Origin of the sequence: Sphingomonas sp. CCH15-F11 (assembly GCF_001557005.1) — a bacterium.
Lineage (GTDB): Bacteria > Pseudomonadota > Alphaproteobacteria > Sphingomonadales > Sphingomonadaceae > Sphingomonas.
Window position 1 is genome coordinate 91,638 of sequence record NZ_LSKG01000134.1, and the last position, 20,196, is coordinate 111,833.

Annotated in this window: 13 protein-coding genes; 3 read left to right on the forward strand and 10 right to left on the reverse strand. The window is 68.0% G+C overall.

The features are described from left to right. Positions 1 to 7: 7 nt before the first annotated feature. The 4 genes from AX709_RS13220 to hflK form a co-directional block, all read right to left on the reverse strand. On the reverse strand, positions 8 to 1,651 hold the full coding sequence (locus AX709_RS13220) for a helicase HerA-like domain-containing protein (RefSeq protein WP_066549951.1): 1,644 nt from the start codon (positions 1,649 to 1,651) through the stop codon (positions 8 to 10). Between the two features lie 71 nt (positions 1,652 to 1,722). Beyond that, a complete protein-coding gene (locus AX709_RS13225; RefSeq protein WP_066549954.1) occupies positions 1,723 to 3,216 on the reverse strand; it encodes a Do family serine endopeptidase in 1,494 nt (497 codons plus the stop codon). A 108-nt stretch (positions 3,217 to 3,324) separates the two neighbouring features. Next, positions 3,325 to 4,197 carry a protease modulator HflC gene (gene hflC, locus AX709_RS13230; protein WP_066480662.1) on the reverse strand — a complete coding sequence of 291 codons (873 nt, stop codon included), beginning with the start codon at positions 4,195 to 4,197 and terminating at the stop codon, positions 3,325 to 3,327. Further along, entirely contained in the window at positions 4,194 to 5,294 is a 1,101-nt protein-coding gene (hflK, locus tag AX709_RS13235) for a protease modulator HflK (RefSeq protein WP_066549956.1), read from the reverse strand. Before hflK ends, hflC begins: the two co-directional genes overlap by 4 nt. Positions 5,295 to 5,364: 70 nt before the next feature. On the opposite strand from hflK, the gene AX709_RS13240 reads away from it, so the two are divergent. Then, positions 5,365 to 6,330: a P-loop NTPase gene (locus AX709_RS13240; RefSeq protein WP_066480658.1), complete on the forward strand. Its 966-nt coding sequence runs from the start codon at positions 5,365 to 5,367 to the stop codon at positions 6,328 to 6,330. 4 nt (positions 6,331 to 6,334) lie between these two features. On the opposite strand, the gene AX709_RS13245 is transcribed toward AX709_RS13240, so the two are convergent. From AX709_RS13245 to AX709_RS13270, 6 genes are all read right to left on the reverse strand, one after another. Further along, on the reverse strand, positions 6,335 to 7,264 hold the full coding sequence (locus AX709_RS13245; protein ID WP_066549959.1) for an alpha/beta hydrolase: 930 nt from the start codon (positions 7,262 to 7,264) through the stop codon (positions 6,335 to 6,337). Continuing rightward, the gene (locus AX709_RS13250; RefSeq protein WP_066549960.1) at positions 7,261 to 9,303 is read right to left on the reverse strand and encodes a glycoside hydrolase family 97 protein; all 2,043 of its coding nucleotides are present in this window, start codon (positions 9,301 to 9,303) and stop codon (positions 7,261 to 7,263) included. The genes AX709_RS13245 and AX709_RS13250 overlap by 4 nt, the downstream gene beginning before the upstream one ends. 41 nt (positions 9,304 to 9,344) lie before the next feature. Then, positions 9,345 to 10,967, reverse strand: a complete 1,623-nt coding sequence (locus tag AX709_RS13255) for an alpha-amylase family glycosyl hydrolase (RefSeq protein WP_066549984.1) — start codon at positions 10,965 to 10,967, stop codon at positions 9,345 to 9,347. Between the two features lie 5 nt (positions 10,968 to 10,972). Then, positions 10,973 to 12,772 carry an alpha-amylase family glycosyl hydrolase gene (locus AX709_RS13260; RefSeq protein ID WP_066549963.1) on the reverse strand — a complete coding sequence of 600 codons (1,800 nt, stop codon included), beginning with the start codon at positions 12,770 to 12,772 and terminating at the stop codon, positions 10,973 to 10,975. Next, positions 12,769 to 14,310, reverse strand: a complete 1,542-nt coding sequence (locus AX709_RS13265; protein ID WP_231727526.1) for a tryptophan halogenase family protein — start codon at positions 14,308 to 14,310, stop codon at positions 12,769 to 12,771. Before AX709_RS13265 ends, AX709_RS13260 begins: the two co-directional genes overlap by 4 nt. 66 nt (positions 14,311 to 14,376) lie before the next feature. Further along, positions 14,377 to 17,286 carry a TonB-dependent receptor gene (locus AX709_RS13270; RefSeq protein ID WP_066549966.1) on the reverse strand — a complete coding sequence of 970 codons (2,910 nt, stop codon included), beginning with the start codon at positions 17,284 to 17,286 and terminating at the stop codon, positions 14,377 to 14,379. Positions 17,287 to 17,586: 300 nt separating this feature from the next. On the opposite strand from AX709_RS13270, the gene AX709_RS13275 reads away from it, so the two are divergent. Next, complete coding sequence (locus AX709_RS13275) at positions 17,587 to 18,651, forward strand: LacI family DNA-binding transcriptional regulator (protein ID WP_231726093.1); 1,065 nt, start codon at positions 17,587 to 17,589, stop codon at positions 18,649 to 18,651. Positions 18,652 to 18,758: 107 nt separating this feature from the next. Continuing rightward, positions 18,759 to 20,196: MFS transporter (locus tag AX709_RS13280; RefSeq protein ID WP_066549969.1), on the forward strand; the 1,438-nt coding region annotated here is incomplete at its 3' end.

Sequence of the window (20,196 nt, forward strand, 5' to 3'; positions counted from 1 at the left end):
CGGCGGCTCAGCCCCGGAACAGGCCGCCCAGCACCCCGCGGACCAGCTTGGCGCCCAGGCTCTGCTTGCCGCGCGACGTGCCGCCGAAGATCGCCTTGGTCACTTCATTGGCGACGGTGCGCCCGACGGTCGACGCCGCCGATCGCGTTGCCGACGTCGCTGCCTTGTTCCATGGCGATGCGGCGGCGGCGCGATCGGCCTCGCGCTGGCGCCGGGTCGCCTCGCGTTCAGCGGCGATCCGCGCGCGCTCGGCTTCCTTGGCAACGCGGGCGGCTTCCTTCGCCTCGGCCGCCGCCTGCTTTTCGGCTTCGGCTTCCGCCTTGGCAGCTTCGGCGGCAGCGGCGGCCTCGGCTGCCTTGGCCCCCAGCAGCTCCTCCGCCGATTCGCGATCGATGCGGGTGTCGTATTTGTCGCCGATCGCGTCGGTCTGGATCAGCACGCCGCGTTCGACCGGGGTGAGCACGCCCACCCGCGAGCGCGGTGGCGCGATCAGCGTGCGTTCGACCGGGCTGGGCGAGCCATCGGCCTGAAGCAGCGAGACCAGGGCCTCGCCGACCTTGAGCTCGGTGATCGCGCTGCCGACCTCGATCGCGGGATTGGGGCGAAAGGTCTCCGCCGCCGCCTTGATCGCGCGCTGTTCCTTGGGCGTGAAGGCGCGCAGCGCGTGCTGGACGCGGTTGCCGAGCTGGCCCGCCACGGCATCGGGAATATCGACCGGGTTCTGGGTGACGAAATAGACGCCCACCCCCTTTGATCGGATCAGCCGCACCACCTGCTCGATCTTCTCGGTCAGCGCCTCTGGCGCATCGTCGAACAGCAGATGCGCCTCGTCGAAGAAGAAGACGAGCTTCGGCTTGTCCGGGTCGCCGACCTCGGGAAGCGTCTCGAACAGCTCCGACAGCATCCACAGCAGGAAGGTGGCGTAGAGCCGGGGGCTGGCCATCAGCTTGTCGGCGGCGAGGATGTTGATGACGCCGTGGCCATTGTCATCCGTGCGGATGAAGTCGGCAAGGTCGAGTGCGGGCTCGCCGAAGAAATGGTCGCCGCCCTGGCTGCGCAGTTGCAGCAGCTGGCGCTGGATCGCCCCCACGCTCGCCTTGGTGACATTGCCGTAGCGGGTCGACAATTCATCCGCGCGTTCGGCGCAATGGACCAGCATCGCCTGGACATCGTCGAGGTCGAGCAGCAGCAGCCCCTCCTCGTCCGCGAGGTGGAAGGCAATGGTCAGCACGCCTTCCTGCGTGTCGTTGAGGTTGAGCAGGCGCGACAGGAGCAGCGGCCCCATCTCCGACGCGGTCGCGCGGATCGGATGGCCCTGTTCGCCGAACAGGTCCCACAGCTGCACCGGCGCGGGCGCGTAGCTCCAGTCTTCATAACCGATGTCGGCGACGCGCTGCGCAAACGGCGCGTGGACCTTCGCGGTCGGCGATCCCGCCATGCCCAGGCCGGCGATATCGCCCTTCACGTCCGCCACGAACACCGGCACGCCGGCGCGGCTGAAGCCCTCGGCCATGCCCTGCAGCGTCACCGTCTTGCCAGTGCCGGTCGCGCCGGCGATCAGCCCGTGGCGATTGGCGCGTTTCAGCACCAATGCCTGCGGGGCGACGCCGCCCATGCCTGCACCGATATAGAGCGTCGCTGGGTCCGTCATGCCATCCTCCCGATCAGGAGGATGGCATAGCGGCTTCGATGCCTGCGGTCAGCAGGTCGTTGCTTCGGGCGTTACTGCGCGAACCGAACCGCGAAGAATTGCGAGATGCCGCCGCGACGATTGACCAGCAACAGCACCGACTCGCGATTGGCGGTGCGCGCCTGGCCGATCAGGCGCTCGAAATCGGCCGGGCTGGTAATCGGCTGGCGGTTGACTGCGCTCACCACGTCGCCGCGCCGAAGCCCCTTGGCGGCGGCATCGCTGGCCGGATCGACCGCCGCGATCACGACGCCCCGCGTTTCCGGCGGCACGCCGACCGTCTGCGCGATCTGGGGCGTGAGCGCCTGCACCGACATGCCGATCGCGGACGAAGCCGGCACCGCATCGGGCTGCTCCGGCTGGCCTTCCTCCATCTGGAACCCGGCCAGCTCCTCCTCCGGCGGGCGGGTGCCGACAGCGACATTCAGCGTCTGGCGGCGGCCGTCGCGGATCAGTTCCAGCGGCACGCGGGTGCCCGGCGGCACGGCAGCGATCAGGTTGCTGAGCGTCTGTTCGGGCGTCACGTCCTTACCGTTGACGCGCACAATGACGTCACCCACGCGGATGCCCGCCTTTTCCGCGGCCTGGCCGGGCTCGACCCGGCTGATGATCTCGCCGCGATCCTTGGGCAGCTCGAGCGCGGACGCGATATCGTCGGTCAGCGGCTGGATGCCGACGCCCAGATAACCGCGCTGGACCGACTGGCCCTTCATCAACGTGTCGACGATCGGCTTGGCCTGTTCGGCGGGGATCGCGAAGCCGATGCCGACATTGCCGCCGCTGGGCGACAGGATCTGGCTGTTGATGCCGATGACATTGCCCTGCAGGTCGAACATCGGCCCGCCCGAATTGCCGCGATTGATCGAGGCATCGGTCTGGATGAACTTGTCATAGGGGCCAGTGACGCGGTTGACCGCCGAGATGATCCCCGCGCTGACCGATCCGCTGAGGCCGAACGGATTGCCGATCGCGACCACCCAGTCGCCGACGCGCGCCTGGCGCGAATCGCCGAACTTGACGAAGGGCAGGTTGTCGCCCTCGATCTTCAGCACCGCCAGGTCGGACCGGACGTCGCGCCCGACCACGGTCGCCTTGAATTCGCGCCGGTCGGCGAGGGTCACGGTGATCGATTCGACCATTGCGCCGCGCGCGCCGGCGGAGATCACGTGGTTGTTGGTGACGACGTAGCCGTCTTCGGAGATCAGGAAGCCCGATCCGAGCGATTCGGCCTCGCGCGTGACGGGGCGACCGCCCTGCTGGCCGCCGAAAAAGTTTTCGAACGGCGTGCCCTGGAACGGGTTGGCGCTGACCTGGACGCGCTGGGTGGTCGAGATGTTGACCACCGCGGGCTGAAGCCGGGCGACCATGTCCGCAAAGCTCATCGGCGCGCCGCCGCGCGGGCTGGCGGCGTTGATCGCGCCGGGTTCGTTCTGGGCGGTCTGCGCGCCGGCCGGCGGCTGGAGCGCAAGGGTGGCGGCGGTGCCGCCAAGCAGAAGGGCGGAAGTGATGGCGTAAGCGTAGCGCACGATGGAGCTTTCCTCTTCTAGGTCCGTTCGCCGGGAAATAACCCGGCTATCTGGCCAATTCTTGCTGAACCCTGTTTGAATATCCGTGTGGGAACGGCGTCTGTCCGGTCATCGCCCGCCGCCCTCGAACTGCCGCAAATAGGCGTTGTTGGGCGACAGGATGATCGAGGTTTCGCCGGTGGTCGTCGAACCGTCGGCGCCGAAGGTCCGGCGATAGGACTGCATCGCCCGCCAGAACTCATAGAAATCGGCATCCTTGCCGAAGCTCTGGGCATAGATCTGCGCGGCCTGCGCCTGGGCGTTGGCCTGGACGATCTGCGCCTCGCGCCGGCCCTGCGCCTGGATGGTCAGCGCCTCCTGGTTGCGCGCGGTGCGCATCCGCTGCAGCGCGCTGTCGAGCGGGCTGCCGGTCGGCAGGTCGGCATGCTTGATTCGGACGTCGACGATCTGCGCGCCATATTGGCCCGCGATCTTGTTGAGCTCGAACTGGATATTCTCCATCACCTGGCCGCGTTCGGGGCTGAGCAGCGCGGCGAAGGGCCGCTTGCCCAGCTCGTTGCGCAGCGTCGATCCCAGGATCGGCTGGAGCCGGTCGGCGATCAGCTGTTCGGTGTTGCCCGCCGAGCCGGTCGAGACAACGGCGCGCAGCGGATTGGTGATGCGGAAGCGCGCGAACGCGTCGACCTGAAGCCGCAGCTGGTCGATCGACAGCACCTGCTGGTTGTCGAGCTCGACATCGAGCACGCGCTTGTCGACGAACACGACGCGGTCGAGGAACGGGATGCGTCCGACGATCCCCGCCCCGGTGCTGCCGAACCGCTCGCCCGGCTGATACTGGTTGACGACGCCCTGCGGCTGCTGGAGCCGCAGGATCACCGCCTGCTTGGTTTCGGGGACGATCGCGACCGAATTGACCAGCAGGATGACGGCGGCGAGGATCAGCAGCCCGATCGCCAGCGGATTGCGCAGCGCAAGATTCATCGCCCGCCCTCCGGCGTCGCAGGGGGTTCGGCCTGGGCGGCGGGCGGCGGCGCATTATTGCGGCGCTGGATCTCGGGCAGCGGCAGATAAGGCGTCACGCCGGGGGTTTCGACGATCGTCTTGTTCGAACGCGCCAGCACTTCCTCCATCGTCTCGTAATAAAGCCGCCGGCGCGTCACGTCGGGCGCCAGGCGATATTGCTCGTAGATCTTGTCGAACTCGGCCGCGTCGCCCTGGGCACGCGCGATCACCTGTTGCGCATAGGCGCGTGCGCGGTTGAGGTTGGACTGGGCCTCCTGCTGCGCGGCGGTCACCGCCTTGAAATCCTCGTCCACCGCCGCGGGGGGATTGGCCTGCTTGATCGCGACGCCGAGCACCTCGACCCCCGAACCATATTCGTCGAGCATCGCCTGCATCCGGCGCTGGACGTCGACCTCAATCGCGGCGCGGCCCGCGCCGATCGCCTGGTTGAGGCTGACCGTCGCTACCGATGCGCGCATCGCGCTCTCCGCGGTCGCGCGCACCGTCTCCTCGGGCCGCGCGATCTGGAAGACATAGGCTTCGGGATCCTTGATGTTCCAGCGCACCTGATAGGACAGATCGACGATGTTCTGGTCGCCGGTCAGCATCAGATTCTCGGTCGCGTTGGTCGGGAACACTTCCTCGCGGTTGCGTTCGACATCGACCAGTTCGACCTGCATCAGCGGCGCGGGCAGCGTGAACTGCACCCCGGGCGTCAGCGTCGAATAATAGCGGCCGAACAGCGTCGCGACGCCGCGCTGCTGCGGGCCGACCGAATGAACCGACGACAGCAGGATCCACAGGCCGACGATCAGCGCGCCGCCGATCCACCACAGCGCCGGGCCACCCGGCGTCTTCAACCCGCCGCCGCCGTTGCGCCGCGCGCGCTTCAGGAATTCGTCGAGCGAGGTCGCGCCGCTCTTCGGCCGCCGGCCCTCCGGCGGGAACGCCCAGGGATTGCGCGGCCCCGACCCGTCGCCGCCCGAACCGCCGCCGGAGCCATTGCCCCACGGGCCCTTGGGATTGTCGTTCCGCAAAATCCCGGCACCGGGCAGCCAGCCAATCATCTTTCGCATGTCCTCTTTATAGGAGGCTCGCCTGCGATTTACAGTGGTAACACGCGGCGCACGCCTTATCTGGCGCGTGATGACGACCCAAGCCCAACTCCAGGCTCTGCTCGACCCCGTTTGCGCCGGCCGCGCGACGGCGCGGCTCAACGACGGCCGCGCCAGCATCATCCTGGACGTGACCGGGCTCGCCGCCCCGGCGCGCGACGCGCTCGAACAGGCCGCACAGCGGACGGCGGGCGACGCGCCCGGCGTGCGCGAGGTGCGCGTCGCGCTGACGAGCACGCGGGTCGACCGGCGGCTGATCGCGGTGGCGAGCGGCAAGGGCGGGGTCGGCAAGTCGACGCTGACCGCCAACCTGGCCATCGCGCTTGCGCGGACCGGGCGACGCGTCGGCGTGGTCGACGCCGACATCTATGGCCCGTCGCAGCCCAAGCTGCTCGGCGTCGAAGGCGTCAAGCCGCAGGCGCGCGACAAGATGCTGGTGCCGGTCGAAACCCCTTATGGCGTGCCGCTGCTGTCGATGGGGCAGCTGGTCGCGCCCGGCCAGGCGATCGCGTGGCGCGGGCCGATGGCGGGCGGCGCGCTCGGCCAGCTGGTCGACGGCGACTGGGGCGCGCACGACGTGCTGCTGCTCGACCTGCCGCCGGGCACCGGCGACGTCCAGCTGACCATGATCCAGAAGCACCGCCCGGCGGGCGCGGTGATCGTGTCCACCCCCCAGGACCTGGCGCTGATCGACGCGCGCCGCGCGATCGACCTGTTCGCGACCGCAAAGGTGCCGATCATCGGCGTGGTCGAGAACATGGCGGGCTATGCCTGTCCGCATTGCGGCGAGATGTCCGACCCGTTCGGGCATGGCGGCGCACAGGCGGCGGCGCAGGCGCTGGGGGTGCCCTTCCTGGGCCGGATCCCGCTGACGCTGGCGATCCGCACCGCATCGGACGCGGGCACGCCGCCGGCCGCGGGCGAAAGTGCCGATGCCGCGATCTTCGCCGGGCTGGCCGCCGGCGTCGCGGCGTGGCTCGACCAGCCGGCGCGCTGAACGCTCAGGCGACGGCGAACAGCCAGGCGAGCGGATCGGCGACGCGCGCCGCCCACGCATTCTCCTCATGCGGGGCACCGGAATAGGTGCGGCTGGCAAAATCGCGCGCCGGCCGCCAGCCGAGCGCCGGCAGCAGCGCGTCGACCGCAGCCTGGTAGGGCGCGTAGAGCCGGTCGAGCGTCGCGGTGCCATGGTCGAACCAGATGCGCCGCCCAGCGGGCTTGCCGAGCCGGTCGCGCAGATAGCCCGTCCACGCCGCCGTCACCGCATCGGCATGCGGCGCGGCCGCCCGATCGTCGGGCGGGATAAACATCGGCCAGTGCGTCGACAGGCACCCCGCCGCCCCGAAGATGTCGGGGCGTTCGACCAGCGCATAGAGCGAGATCAGCCCGCCCATGCTCGACCCCATGACGCGCGTATCGGCGACGCCCGGCCGGGTACGATAGGCGCGGTCGACCGCGGGCTTCAGGACATCGGCCATGAAGGCGAGATAGGCATCCGACCGGACCGGGCCGCCGCCGATGCGCACGCCCAGGTCGGCGCGGACATCGGGTGCCAGGCGATCATAGGCAGCGCGCGGCAGATAGGTGCGAAAGCGCGCGTCACCCGGGTTCCACACGCCGACGATGATCGGCGGATCGATCGTCCCCGCCGCCGCCAGCCGCGCGGCCGCGCGATCGACATGCCACACCTTGCCATAGCCGCTGACCGCCGGATCGAACAGATTCTGGCCGTCGTGCATGTAAAGGACGCTGCGCGGCGGGGCGTCCGCCCCCGTCGCATCGGGTCGCCAGATCGACACGCGCACCGGGCCGATGCCAGGGGCATCAAGCGTCCATTCATCCAGCCGGGGCGCGGCGGCGGTCAGCGGGCGGACGCGCGCGCACCCTGCCGCGGCCAGCAGAGCGCCGAGCGCCGCCCGCCGCCGCATCATTTGCCGGCGGCGAAGCGCACCGCATAGCCGCCGCCCGGGGCCATGGTCAGTGCCAGCGTGTCGCCAGCGGTGACCTTGCGCGTTTCGATCGCGATCGAATGCCGCTTCTCCGTGCGGTAATCGGCGTCGTCGCCGTCGCGATAGATGGTGGCGGTATAGGTCTTGCCCGGCGCGAGGAAGTCGAGCGCGACGCGCGTGTCGCGGCGCGTGCCGTCGCCGACGCCGCCGACATACCAGTCCTCGCTGTTGCGGTCCTTGCGCGCGATCACCGCATATTCGCCGATCGCGCCCGACAGCATCCGGGTTTCCGACCAGTCGGCGGGCACCTTCGAGATGAAAGCCAGCTCGCGCGGATATTTGGCCAGGTTTTCGGGCAGGTCGGCTGCCATCTGGATCGGCGAATACAGCGTCAGATAGAGCGACAGCTGCTTGGCGAGCGTCGAGTTGAGCTTGAGGTCGCCCTGCCCGCTCAGGCTCAGCACGCCGGGGGTGAAGTCCATCGGCCCGGACAGCATCCGGGTAAAGATCAGTGTCGCTTCATGCTCCACCGGGTTCACCGGGATCGCCCAGGCGTTATATTCCATGCCGCGCGCGCCTTCGCGGCCCACCCAGTTGGGATAGGTGCGCCTGAGCCCGGTATCCTTGATCGGCTCGTGCGCGTTCACCGCGACCTTGTACTTCGCGGCGGTCTCGACGACTTTCAGATGGTGCTGCGCCATGCGCTGGCCGTCATGCCATTCAAAGACGTTGTGGCCGTCGGGTCCCGGCGCCTGGATGCCGCCGGCATCGGCGACATAGCCGGTCTTGACCGAATCGACGCCGAGCTCGCCATAGAGCTTCATCGCCGCGTCGAGCTGGGCCTCGTAATCGGTGATGTTGCCGCCGGTCTCGTGATGGCCGATCAGCCGCACGCCCTTCTTGCGCGCATAGTCGGCCAGCCATTTCAGGTCGAAATCGGGCGTCGGTTCGGTGAAGCTGAAGCTCGAATTGCCGCCGAACCACGGGCCGTCCCAGCCCTTGTTCCACCCTTCGACCAGCACGCCGCGAAAGCCGTGCTTGGCGGCGAAGTCGATATGCCCCTTCACATGCTCGGTGGTGGCACCGTGGCGCGGGCCCGTGCTCCACGTCCACTTGTTGAGGTGCATTTCCCACCACACGCCGATATATTTGAACGGCTTGACCCAGCTGACATCGCCCAGCTTGTTGGGTTCGTTGAGGTTGAGCTCGAGGTCGTTGTCATAGAGGCCCGGCGCATCCTCCGCGATGCGGATCGTGCGCCACGGCGTCGTGAACGGCGCGGCGCGCACCACGCGGGGACCCTGCGACGACGGTGACAGCTGGGCGCGGAAGCGCTGACCCTCGAAACGCTTGAACCACATCGCCGAATAGTCGACCAGCGCGGCTTCGTGGAACGACAGGTGCAGTCCGTCGTCCAGCCGCATCGTGATCGGCGTATGCGCGACCGACACCGCGTCGATCGGCGTCTTTTGATAGATGTATTCGTAGCGGTTCCAGTCGCCGCCGCGGATCCACCATGCGCTGCCGGGCTGGGCGACGACGAACTCGGTCAGCTCCTCCGCGATGCGCGCGGTCTTGAGGTTGGGCTGCTCGGGAAAGTCGATGCGAAAGCCGACGCCGTCGTCGAAGACGCGGAATTCGGCGATCATCACGCGCGCGAGCGCCGATGTTTCCTGAAGGCGGACCCGCACGCCGTTGAAGCGATTGGTAACGAAGCGCCGCTCGCCCCAGGGCTGTTCCCAGCGGTCGTCGCCGCGCGTCTGCTCAGAGCCCGTGACGCGGATTGCGCGGGTCAGCGGATCGGCGTCGGTAAAGGTGAAGCCCAGGCGCGACGCGGCGATGACCGGCTTGCCGTCGCGGAACACCCGATAGTCGGGCTTGCCGTCGGGATCGACGCCGACATCGACGGTGATCCGTCCGTCCGGCGACGCCACCGTCACGCGCTCTGCCGGTGTCGCCCCCTGCGCCAGCGCGGCGGGCGCGATCGTCAAAGCCATGATCGCGAGTGCCGAACGAACCATCTTTCTACTCCCTGACTGAAAGCTGCGGGTCGGCGGGCGCATCAGCCCACCGTACCGATGACGCCCGCAAAGGGCCCGAGCGTCGCGCGGTCGCGCTCCCCCGTCGCGGCGCGCGTCACCATCGTGGCGGGCGCGGTCCAGTCCACCGGTTCGGCGGACAGGTTGAACGCGCAGATGACGGTGGCAGCGCCCGGATGATGGCGCTCGAACACGAGCAGCGCATCCGAGGCGACGCGCACCGTCAGGTCACCCACGCCGAGCGCCGGCAGGTCGCGGCGCAGGCGGATGAGCGTGCGCGTCCAGTTGAGCAGCGAATCGGCGTCGCGCCGCTGGCGATCGACCGCCAGCGCGCCATGATCGACCCCGTGCGGCAGCCACGGCTTGTCCGATCCGAAGGCGAGGTCAGGCGCCTGGCTTTCCCACGGCATCGGCGTGCGCGCGCCGTCGCGCGACAAAGTGTGCGGCCAGTTGGCGATCGCTTCGGGATCCTGCAGCTGGTCGAAGGGGATGTCGACCTGGGTCAGGCCCAGCTCCTCGCCCTGATAGAGGATGACGTTGCCGCGCAGCGCCATCAGCAGCAGCATCTTCACGCGCGAAAAGGCGCGCGCATGTTCGGGCGCGGCCCAGCGCGACAGACCGCGCGGCGCGTCGTGATTCTCGAATGCCCAGCTTGGCCAGCCAATGCCCGGCGCGTCGGGCCATGCATCGACCGCACCCTGCACCACCGCTGGCGTCAGATGCGGTGCATAGAGGAAGTCGAAGCCATAGGCGCTGTTCAGGCGATGGTCGCCCGCGGTGAACAGCTTCATCTCGCTGGCGGAATTGTCGCCGCCGACCTCGGCCATGGTGAAGATGCCGTTATAGCGGTCGATCTCGCCGCGCAGCCGTTCGATGAAGCGGACGATGTCGGGATGGCTCTGGTTGAACTGCTTCAACTGGAAATCGAACGGACGGGTGCGCACGCGTCCGGTGTCGGGCGCGGGCGGATTGTCGCGCAGCTCGGGGTCGTGCATCGCGAAGTTGAGCGCATCGAGCCGGAAGCCGTCGACCCCGCGGTCGAGCCAGAAGCGCGTGACGCCCAGGATCGCGTCCTGCACCTCGGGGTTGTGCAGGTTGAGGTCGGGCTGTTCGGCCAGGAAATTGTGCAGATAATATTGGCCCCGCCGCGCGTCCCACGCCCAGGCGGGACCGCCGAACACCGACTGCCAGTTGCTGGGCGGGCTGCCGTCGGGCTTGGCATCGGCCCAGACATACCAGTCGGCCCTGGCATTGGTGCGGCTCGACCGGCTTTCGCGGAACCAGGGATGCTGGTCCGACGAGTGCGAATAGACCTGGTCGATCAGCACCTTGAGCCCGAGCGCATGGGCGCGCGCGACCAGCGCGTCGAAATCGGCGAGCGTGCCGAACACCGGGTCGACCCCACAGAAATCGGCGACGTCATAGCCGAAGTCGCGCATCGGCGAGGTGAAGAAGGGCGAGACCCAGATCGCATCGACGCCCAGTTCGGCGACATGGTCGAGCCGCCGGGTAATGCCCGGCAGGTCGCCGATGCCGTCGCCGTTGGTGTCGGCGAAGCTGCGCGGATAGATCTGATAGATCACCGCACCCTTCCACCACGGATGGTCGGGAGCGGGAGACGGCTGGGGTTTGGTCAACGCGGACATCGAGTTCATTTTCCGGACGCAAGGATACAATAGGCGAAGGGGGCGAGCGTGAGACCGATGCTGCCCGGCGCACGCGGCGTGGCGGGACAGGTGCCGCTCAACGCCACGAACCCGGTGCTGGCGGGATCGACCTCGACATTGCCCGACCAGGCGCTGGCGGCGGTGTTGAAGGCGATCAGATATTCGCGCTTCGTTTCCGGATCGAAGCGGCTGACCGCGAAAAGGCCCGGTGTCTTGCCCGCCGCGCGCGTCACCTGAAGCCCGCGGCGCAGCGCAGCATGGCCGGTGCGCAGCCTGGCCAGTTCGGTCACGGTGGTGCGCAGCGGATGATCGGCGAAATGGTCCGCGCCGGGCGACCGGTCGGTGCCGACCAGCCGGTTGTCGAGATAGACGGCGACCTGAGTCGCGAACATGTCCTCGCGCGCGTCCTGATCGCCGCCGTCACCGGAAAAGCCCTGTTCATCGCCATAATAGACGGTGGGAACGCCGCGCAGCAGCAGCAGCATCGCGTGACCCAGGCGGACGCGCGCGAAAATCTCATCCTCGCTCGCCTGGGGGAACCCCTGGCGGACGGCGGTGGCGAAGCGGCCCTGGTCGTGATTGCCGATGAAAGTCGGCAGCCTCAACGCCGCCGGCTCACCACCGGCATAGAGCGCATCGCCTTCGAACAGGCGCGCCAGCCGATCGGTGCCCTTCGCGCCGGCCACGGTTTCACGCACCGCGGTCGAAAAGGCGAAGTCGAGCACGCTTGGCAGCTTGTCGACGATGGTGTGGCGGGCGAGCAGGCCGGGCTCGAGGTCGCCATAGGCCGCTTCGCCGAAGATATGGAAATGGGGGATGCCCCGCGCCTTCGCGCGTTCCAGCATCGCCGGCGCGAACGCCGCCCAGAATTCCGGATTGACGTGACGCGCGGTGTCGATGCGAAAGCCGTCGACGCCGAACCGGTCGATCCAGCTGGCATAGATGTCGATCATCCCCTGCACGACGCGGGGATGTTCGGTCATCAGGTCGTCGAGGCCGGAAAAATCGCCCATGGTCGAGCTTTCGCCCTCAAAGGTCGAATTGCCGCGATTGTGATAGTAGATTGGATCGTTGAGCCAGGCGGGCACCTTCACCTGTCGCTCGCCCGGCGCGACACGGGGCGTATAGGCGAAGTTGGGGTTGGTCAGCCGCGCGAAATTGTCCACGGTCATTACCCGGTCGCCGGCGAATCCCGGATTGATCGGCGCGCCGTCGACGCCGCCGACGGTCGAGTAGGGATAGTCGGCGCGGCCGCGATAGTCGCACGCGCGGTCGCCGCATTCCACATTGTGGATGACGTCGGCGGTATGGTTGGCGATGATGTCCATATAGACCTTCATGCCGCGCTCGTGCGTCGCGTCGACCAGCGCCTTGAAGTCCGCCTCGCTGCCGAGATGCGGGTCGACCGTCGTGAAGTCGGTGATCCAGTAGCCGTGATAGCCCGACGTTTCCTCGCCCGGCGCGCCCTGCACCGCCTTGTTCTTGAACACCGGCGTCAGCCAGATCGCCGTGGCGCCCAGCGACTGAATATAGTCGAGCCTCGCGATCAGCCCCTTCAGGTCGCCGCCATGATAGAAGCCCTTGTGCGTCGGATCGAAGCCGTGGCGCAGCCGGTCGCCACGGATGCCGCCGGTGTCGTTGGCGGGATCGGCATTGGCGAAGCGATCGGGCAGGACGAAATAGATCACCTCGTCCTCGGGTGGCCGCTGGCGCAGATCCTGGGCGGCGGCGGGCATGACGAGCGCAAGGCCGGCGGCGAGCGCGAGGGCGCGAAACGCGATCATCGCGCGACCTTCAGTGGCGTGGCCGGTGCCGCGGCGATGCCGTCGAGGAAGCGCGCATGGCTGGGCATCGCCGACACCGCATTGGCCGCGATGTCGCGGACCGCGCCCAGGAAATCGGCGAGCTGGTCCGGGGTCAATGCGTCGGCGAGCGGGTGCCAGGCGTCGGGCAGCACGCCCTGGCCGATCATGACCTGAAGCCAGCCGGGTTCGGCGAACAGCTCGTCCTCGCGCCGCGACACACGCGCCGAGGCACGGAACAGGTCGAGCTTGCGCACCAGTTCGCCGGGCAGCGCCATCGTGCGGACATGGTCCCATAACGGTTCGCCGTGCCGCTGATTGGCGTGATAGTGGAGCACCAGAAAGTCGCGGATATGGTCATATTCGAAATGGGTCAGCCGGTTGTATTCGGCGCGATCCGCCTCCGCCATCGCGCCGGCCGGCAGGAAGGCGAGGATGCGCGAGATCGCGGTCTGGACCAGATGGATGCTGGTCGATTCGAGTGGCTCGAGAAAGCCGCTGGCCAGCCCGACCGCGACGCAGTTGCGATGCCAGAAGGTCCGGCGCTTGCCCGGCGTGAAGCGCAGCGGGCGGGGATCGCCCAGCGCCGGGCCGTCCAGATTGGCGAGCAAGGTCGCGGCGGCCGCGTCGTCGCTCACGAACCGGCTGGCATAGACATAGCCGTTGCCCGTGCGATGCTGGAGCGGGATGCGCCATTGCCAGCCCGCGGTGCGCGCGGTGGCGCGCGTAAACGGATCGGGCGGCGCGACATTTTCCGATGGCACCGCCAGCGCGCGGTCGCACGGCAGCCAGTCGCGCCAGTCCTCATAGCCGACACCCAGCGCCTCGCCGATCAATAGCCCGCGAAAGCCCGAGCAATCGATGAACAGGTCGCCGGTCACCTCGCGCCCGCCCTCGATCGTGACACCGGCGATGTCGCCATTGTCGGCCAGCCGCGTCCCGATGATGCGTCCTTCGACGCGGGCAACACCGGCGGCTTCCGCCTTGCCGCGCAGATAGGCGGCATAACGCGCGGCATCGAAGTGAAAGGCGTACGGCATGGCGGGCGCGGGGGCGTGCCGCACCGGATCGACGCGCGCGAACCTGCCGGCATAGGCCGCGACGTTGTTGAGCCCGTAGGCGCCGAACGCGTCGGCGATGCCGAGCGCGCGGGCGCGCAGCCAGTAATGATGGAACGGGGTGAGGCCCAGGCCACGCCCGATCGTGCCGAAGCCGTGCATATAGGCATGGCCGGGCCGCAGCCAGTCGCGGAACTCGATGCCTAGCTTGATGGTGCCCGACGTCTCGCGCAGGAACTCTGCCTCGTCGAGCCCGAGTGCGGCATTGAACAGCTGGATCTGCGGGATGGTCGCCTCGCCCACCCCGACGGTGCCGATCGCTTCCGATTCGACCAGCGTGACCTGACAGGCCGCGCCCGCCAGCCGGCCGAACGCCGCCGCGGTCATCCACCCCGCCGTGCCGCCGCCGACGATCACCACCCGGATCTTCGCCGGGCCCGTGCCTTGATCGGACTGCATCATCGGCTCTTCCTCTCCCGCGACGCGCCGCCGCCGGTCCATGCCCGGCGGCGGTCGTGCGCCACGAGCTTAGAAGCTGTACGTCGCGCCGAACAGGAAGGTTCGGCCGTAGGACTCGTTGGTGATCACCGCACGCGAGTCGTTCTGGAAGGTGATGAACGGCTCGTCGGTCAGGTTCAGGCCCTGAATGGTGAGCGCCAGCCCCTCGAGCGCGCCCGACTTGAAGCGATAGCCGACCTGGGCGTCGATGATCGATTCCGCACGGGCGGTGCGCAGGTTGCGGGTCGCCGAAATACCCTGGACTTCCGCGAGGAAGCTCGAGCGATACCGATGGCTGGCGCGCGCTTCGAAGCCCCAGCGTTCGAAATAGACGGTCGAGTTGACCACCCACTTCGACAGGCCGGGCACGGTGATCGCATCCGGATTGTCGCCCAGCGTCACTTCGCTGTCGGTGTAGGAGCCGCTCGACTGGATGCCGAAGCCTTCGAGCGCGGAGGTCAGCAGGCCGAGCGGCAGCGACAGCGTCGCTTCCACACCCTTCAGCGAGCCCTCGCCGCGATTGGTCGGGCCGGAGGTGATGCCGATCGGCGTCCCCAGCACCGCCGCCTGTGCCGGCGTCAGTTCGCTGGCAATCAGGTAGGAGAAGTCGGTGAGAAACGCGTCGTTCGGGTTCACGAAGTCGCGCAGATTCTTGTAGAAGCCGGCAACCGAGATGTAGCCCTGTCGCCCGAAATAATGTTCGACCGAGATGTCGACGCCGTCGGCGAGATAGGGGCGCAGCCGTGCATTGCCGCCCGACGCGCTGAACGCCGCCTGGTTGGGATCGGTTGAGGTCAGCCGCGTCAGGTTGACCGACGGCGACAGGCTGGCGTTCAGCTGATCCATGCGCGCACGGGCCAGCGTGCGGGCCGCGCCAACGCGAACCTGGGTGTTGGGCGCGACCTGGAAGTTCAGGTTGATGCTGGGCAGCCAGTTCACATAGCTCGCACCGTCAACCACCGGCAGGAACACCGCATTGATCGTTCCCGCGCTGCCGCCGGCACCGCCAACGATGCGCGCGCCGGTTGCGGTCTGGTCGGTATTGACGACCTGAAGGCCGAGATTGCCGGTCACCGGCAGCGAGCCGACATTGCCGTCGATGTCGAGGCGCACCCAGCCGGTCCAGACATTCTCGTCGACCTGCCAGTCCTGCGGGACGCTGAACGACGATGCCGCGACCGAGACCTGGTTGTAGAAACCGTTGGCGATCAGGTAGAGCGGATCATAGGTGACCTGGTCGCCAAAGCCGAGGAAGTAGAGGCCGGTGTTGCTGCCGCGCAGCGCCTCCGCGGGGATCGGCGCGGTGCGGGTGGCCCCGCCGGCGAGCGAGTTGGTCGCACCGGGCAGCGTCAGGAACGTCTGGAAGAAATCGCGCTCCTTGGTGCGACGGGCGATGTTGGTGCCGACTTCCACGCCGCTGAAGAAGCTTTCCTCGCTGAACTTCTTCTTCGCCGCGAAACGGATCTGCGCCAGCTCGTCGAGCGTGTTGGGCGAGTTGTTGAAACCGGCCTGGACCAGGTCGTTGCCCGCGCCCCAGCCCTGGGGGTCGGTCAGGCGGATCAGGCTGGTGTCGGCATAATTGCGCGTGGTCCCGAACTGGTAGATGCCACCCGACTGGCGCGAGAAGGTCAGCGTGTCTTCGGGCAGGCCGCGGCCGTAGCTCAGGCCGCTGTAGGATTCGATGCCCTCCGCCTCGCGGTCGGAACGCGAATAGCTGACGTCGAGCTCGACGCGGAACTGATCGTCCTCGTACTTGGTGTTCCAGCCGACCGCGAGCGCTTCAGTGTCCTTGCGGTTATAGTCGTTGCGGACGACGGGGTTCAGCCCAGTATAGGTGCCGCTGGTGATCAGGCCGTCCTCGACGGTGCCGCCGGGCTGGAGGATCGCGTCGCCCCAGTAGAGCGGCAGCTCGATGCCGCGCAGATACTGCTTTTCCGAATAGTCGGAATAGAAGATGTCGAGGGTGCCGTTGAGGCCGTCCAGCGGCTCGAACTCGATCGCGCCGAAGATGCCCAGGCGGTCGAGATCGGTGCTCTTCACATAGGGCTTGGCACCGCCGATCACCCCGGCGCCGACATAGGGCGCATATTCGGGACGGACGGTGAAGGTATCGTCGCTGGTGGTGGCGGTCCCACGGGTGTTGCGGATACCGAAATTGTCGTTGTTGAAGTCGAAGGTCGGGAAGCCCCACGCTTCGAAGGTCTGGATCTGGGTCGGCGACGACTGATACGCGACACCGAATGCGACGCCCAGGCGACCGTCGAGGAACTGGTCGACGAAGGTGAAGGTGCCGCGATAGCCGTCGCGCGGCGAATCCGGGTTCAGCTGCTCGCGCTCATTGAGCTCATAGCGGCCCGCGAGCGAGATGACGCGCTTGCCCGCCGCCAGCGGGCGGATGGTGCGCAGATCGACCGAACCGGCAAGGCCCTGGCCGATCAGGCCCGCGAACGGCGTCTTGTAGACGACGCCGCTGCTGATCAGCTCGGCGGGGAACTGGTCATATTCGACGCCGCGGTTGTCGCTGGACGACACCTGTTCGCGGCCGTTCAGCAGCGTGGTCGAGAAGTCGGGACCGAGGCCGCGGATCGACAGCACCTGGCTGCGCCCGTCGAGGCGCTGGGTGGCGAGACCCGGCAGGCGGCCGAGCGTTTCGGCGATCGACACGTCGGGCAGCTTGCCGATGTCTTCGGCGGAGAAGGCTTCGACGATGCCGCTGGATTCGCGCTTGACCGAAATCGCGCTTTCGACCGCGGCGCGATAGCCCATGATGACCATGTCCTCGCCGTCGCCGGTATCCTCCGGCGCGGCTTCCTGCGGCGCGGGCTCGGCCTCCTGGGCCAGTGCGGGCGTGGCGGAAACGAGCGCCATGGCGATCGCGGTGGCGCTGGTGCCGAGCGCACCGCGCAGACGGCGGTCGAGCGTGTTCGAAAGACGGATCATGAATTCCTCCCCTTGAGCGACGCTGGGCGATTGTCGTCCCGCCCTGGCCCCGAAAACTGTCGATGTGACGGTTCCGCCACGCGCGGTCCGCCGAATGTCGGCTTCGATAATTCGACGACCCCGCCGACGAATAGGGGGCATACGTATGCTGTTGCGGTGCGGCGGAGCGCGCAAGTGTTGCGCCGGAGCCACAACCACGGGCGGTGCGCGACTTGTTCCGCGCCGACAACCGCATTAGCAGTGGAGCGGGGCGACAGCCGCAGAAGCACCGCGCCCGTCATGGTGGAGAGGAACAGCCGCGTGTCTCGCCCGGCGTCGCAGCGACCGACATCGTTCGACATCGCCTATCTGGCGGGGGTGTCGCAGCCGACCGTGTCGCGCGCGCTGCGGGGCAGCCCGGCGGTCAGCCCGGAGACGCGCGCGCGCATCCAGCAGATCGCGCGCGAGCTGAACTACACGGTCGACAAGAACGCATCGAACCTGCGCCTGCAAAGCGCGCAGACGCTGGCGCTGTTGTTCTTCGAGGATCCGACCGCCGACAATTCGCTGATCAATCCGTTCTTCCTGTCGATGCTTGGATCGATCACGCGCAGCGCCGCCGCGGCGGGATATGATCTGCTCATCTCGTTCCAGCAGCTGACCAGCGACTGGCACACGGCATATGAGGACAGCGGGAAGGCCGACGGCATCATCCTGCTCGGCTATGGCGACTATGCGCTCTATCGCCCGCGGCTGGAGCAGCTGGTCGCGGCGGGCACGCATTTCGTGCGCTGGGGATCGCCCGAGCCGGGGGACCGCGACACCGCCATCGGCTGCGACAACCGCGCGGGCGGCAGGCTGGCGACCGACCACCTGATCGCGCAGGGCCGGCGGCGCATCGCATTTATCGGCACGTGCGACGATCATTATCCCGAGTTCCGCGACCGCTATCTGGGGCATGTCGATGCGCTGGCCGCGGCGGGCATCGCGCGCGACCCAGCGCTGCAGATCGATGCGATCACGCTGGAGCAGGCGGGCCACGACGCCGCGACGCGGCTGATCGAGGCGGGCGTCGCGTTCGACGGCATCGTCGCGGCGAGCGACCTGATCGCGATCGGCGCGATGCACGCCTTGCAGGCCCGCGGCATCGCGGTGCCCGCCGACGTCGCGGTCGTGGGCTTCGACGACATTCCCGCCGCCGCGCAGGCGACGCCGCCGCTGACCACCGTGCAGCAGGACGCCCGCGCGGCGGGCCAGGCGCTGGTCGACGCGCTGATCGTCCACATCCGCGACGGCACGCCGCCGGGCCGGCTTTTGCCCGTGCAGCTGCGCGTGCGCCAGAGCTGTGGCGCGCAGATCCACGCGCACCCGCATACGAATACGTGAAGCCGCCGCGCCGCGCCCGGCTTTGCCGGGGCGTCGAAGCGGCCTAGCCTGAAGGGAACGGCCGCAAGAAGCCACCCGCCGACACATGATTGAGGGATGTCTGAACGATGGAAAAGCCGCGCCAGGGCTTTTGGGGGCTGTGGAACATCAGCTTCGGCTTTTTCGGCATCCAGATCGGCTTCGCGCTGCAGAACGCCAATATGAGCCGCATCTTCCAGTCGCTGGGCACCAGCCTGGACGACTTGCCCGCGCTGTGGGTCGCGGCCCCGCTGACCGGGCTGCTGGTCCAGCCGGTGATCGGGCACATGAGCGACCGCACCTGGATCGGCCGGCTGGGGCGCAGGCGGCCCTATTTCCTGGCGGGCGCGATCCTGGCGACGCTGTCGCTGCTGGTCATGCCGCTGAGCGAGGTGCTGATCTTTGCCGCGGTCATGCTGTGGGTGCTGGACGCGTCGCTCAATGTGTCGATGGAGCCGTTCCGCGCGTTCGTCGGCGACATGCTGCGCAAGGACCAGCACGCGGCGGGATATGCGGTGCAGACCGCGTTCATCGGCGCGGGCGCGGTAATCGGATCGATCTTTCCCTGGGCGCTCGAGCAATGGGGCGTGTCCAACCATGCCGCCGCCGGGGGCATTCCCGACACGGTCCGCTACGCGTTCTGGTTCGGCGCGGCGGCGTTGTTCCTGGCGGTCACCTGGACCGTGGTGACGACGCGCGAATATTCGCCCGCGCAGATGACCGCGTTCGACGGCGCGGCGGACGAGGAGGGTGCGCAGCACACGGTGCGCGTGCTGGCGGCGCGCAGCCTGACCTCGTGCCTGATCTGGATCGGCGCGGGGGCGGCGGTGATCGCGGCGGTCGGCCTGCTGGGGCTGGAGAAGGAAGTGTATCTGGCCGGCGGGCTGCTCGCCGGCTACGGCCTGGCCAGCATGGTCGCGATCCGCATGGCGCGCGGCGGGGGCAAGGCGAACATGCTGAGCCACATCGTCGGCGATTTTTCCGGCATGCCCGACATCATGAAGCGGCTGGCGGTCGTCCAGTTCTTCAGCTGGTCGGCGCTGTTCATCATGTGGATCAACACGACCCCGGTGGTCGCGCAGTATTTCTATGGCGCCGCCGACGCGTCATCACCGGCCTATCAGCAGGGTGCCAACTGGGTCGACGTGCTGTTCGCCACCTATAACGGCGTGGCGGCGATCGCCGCGCTGACGCTGCTGCCCGTCCTGGCGCGCAGCATCGGGCGGGTGCGCACGCATGTCGTCGCATTGCTGTGCGGCGCGGCGGGCTATGCCAGCTTCTTCGTGTTCCGCGACCCGCAGATGCTGATCGCGAGCGAGGTCGGCATCGGGATCGCCTGGGCCTCCATCCTGGCGATGCCGTACGCGATCCTGGCGTCGAACTTGCCGCAGCGAAAGCTGGGCATCTTCATGGGGCTGTTCAACGTGTTCGTCGTGGTGCCGCAATTGCTGGTCGCGACCGTGATGGGATCGATCATGAAGCGGTTCTTCCCCGGCGATCCGATCTGGACGATGGCTTTTGCCGCCG

Bases quoted from the DNA above. Each gene is read 5' to 3' on its own strand.
- AX709_RS13220 (WP_066549951.1), bottom strand. From the start codon at position 1,651: ATGACGGACCCAGCGACGCTCTATATCGGTGCAGGCATGGGCGGCGTC.
- hflC (WP_066480662.1), bottom strand. From the start codon at position 4,197: ATGAATCTTGCGCTGCGCAATCCGCTGGCGATCGGGCTGCTGATCCTC.
- hflK (WP_066549956.1), bottom strand. From the start codon at position 5,294: ATGCGAAAGATGATTGGCTGGCTGCCCGGTGCCGGGATTTTGCGGAAC.
- AX709_RS13240 (WP_066480658.1), top strand. From the start codon at position 5,365: ATGACGACCCAAGCCCAACTCCAGGCTCTGCTCGACCCCGTTTGCGCC.
- AX709_RS13245 (WP_066549959.1), bottom strand. From the start codon at position 7,264: ATGATGCGGCGGCGGGCGGCGCTCGGCGCTCTGCTGGCCGCGGCAGGG.
- AX709_RS13250 (WP_066549960.1), bottom strand. From the start codon at position 9,303: ATGGTTCGTTCGGCACTCGCGATCATGGCTTTGACGATCGCGCCCGCC.
- AX709_RS13255 (WP_066549984.1), bottom strand. From the start codon at position 10,967: ATGTCCGCGTTGACCAAACCCCAGCCGTCTCCCGCTCCCGACCATCCG.
- AX709_RS13260 (WP_066549963.1), bottom strand. From the start codon at position 12,772: ATGATCGCGTTTCGCGCCCTCGCGCTCGCCGCCGGCCTTGCGCTCGTC.
- AX709_RS13265 (WP_231727526.1), bottom strand. From the start codon at position 14,310: ATGATGCAGTCCGATCAAGGCACGGGCCCGGCGAAGATCCGGGTGGTG.
- AX709_RS13270 (WP_066549966.1), bottom strand. From the start codon at position 17,286: ATGATCCGTCTTTCGAACACGCTCGACCGCCGTCTGCGCGGTGCGCTC.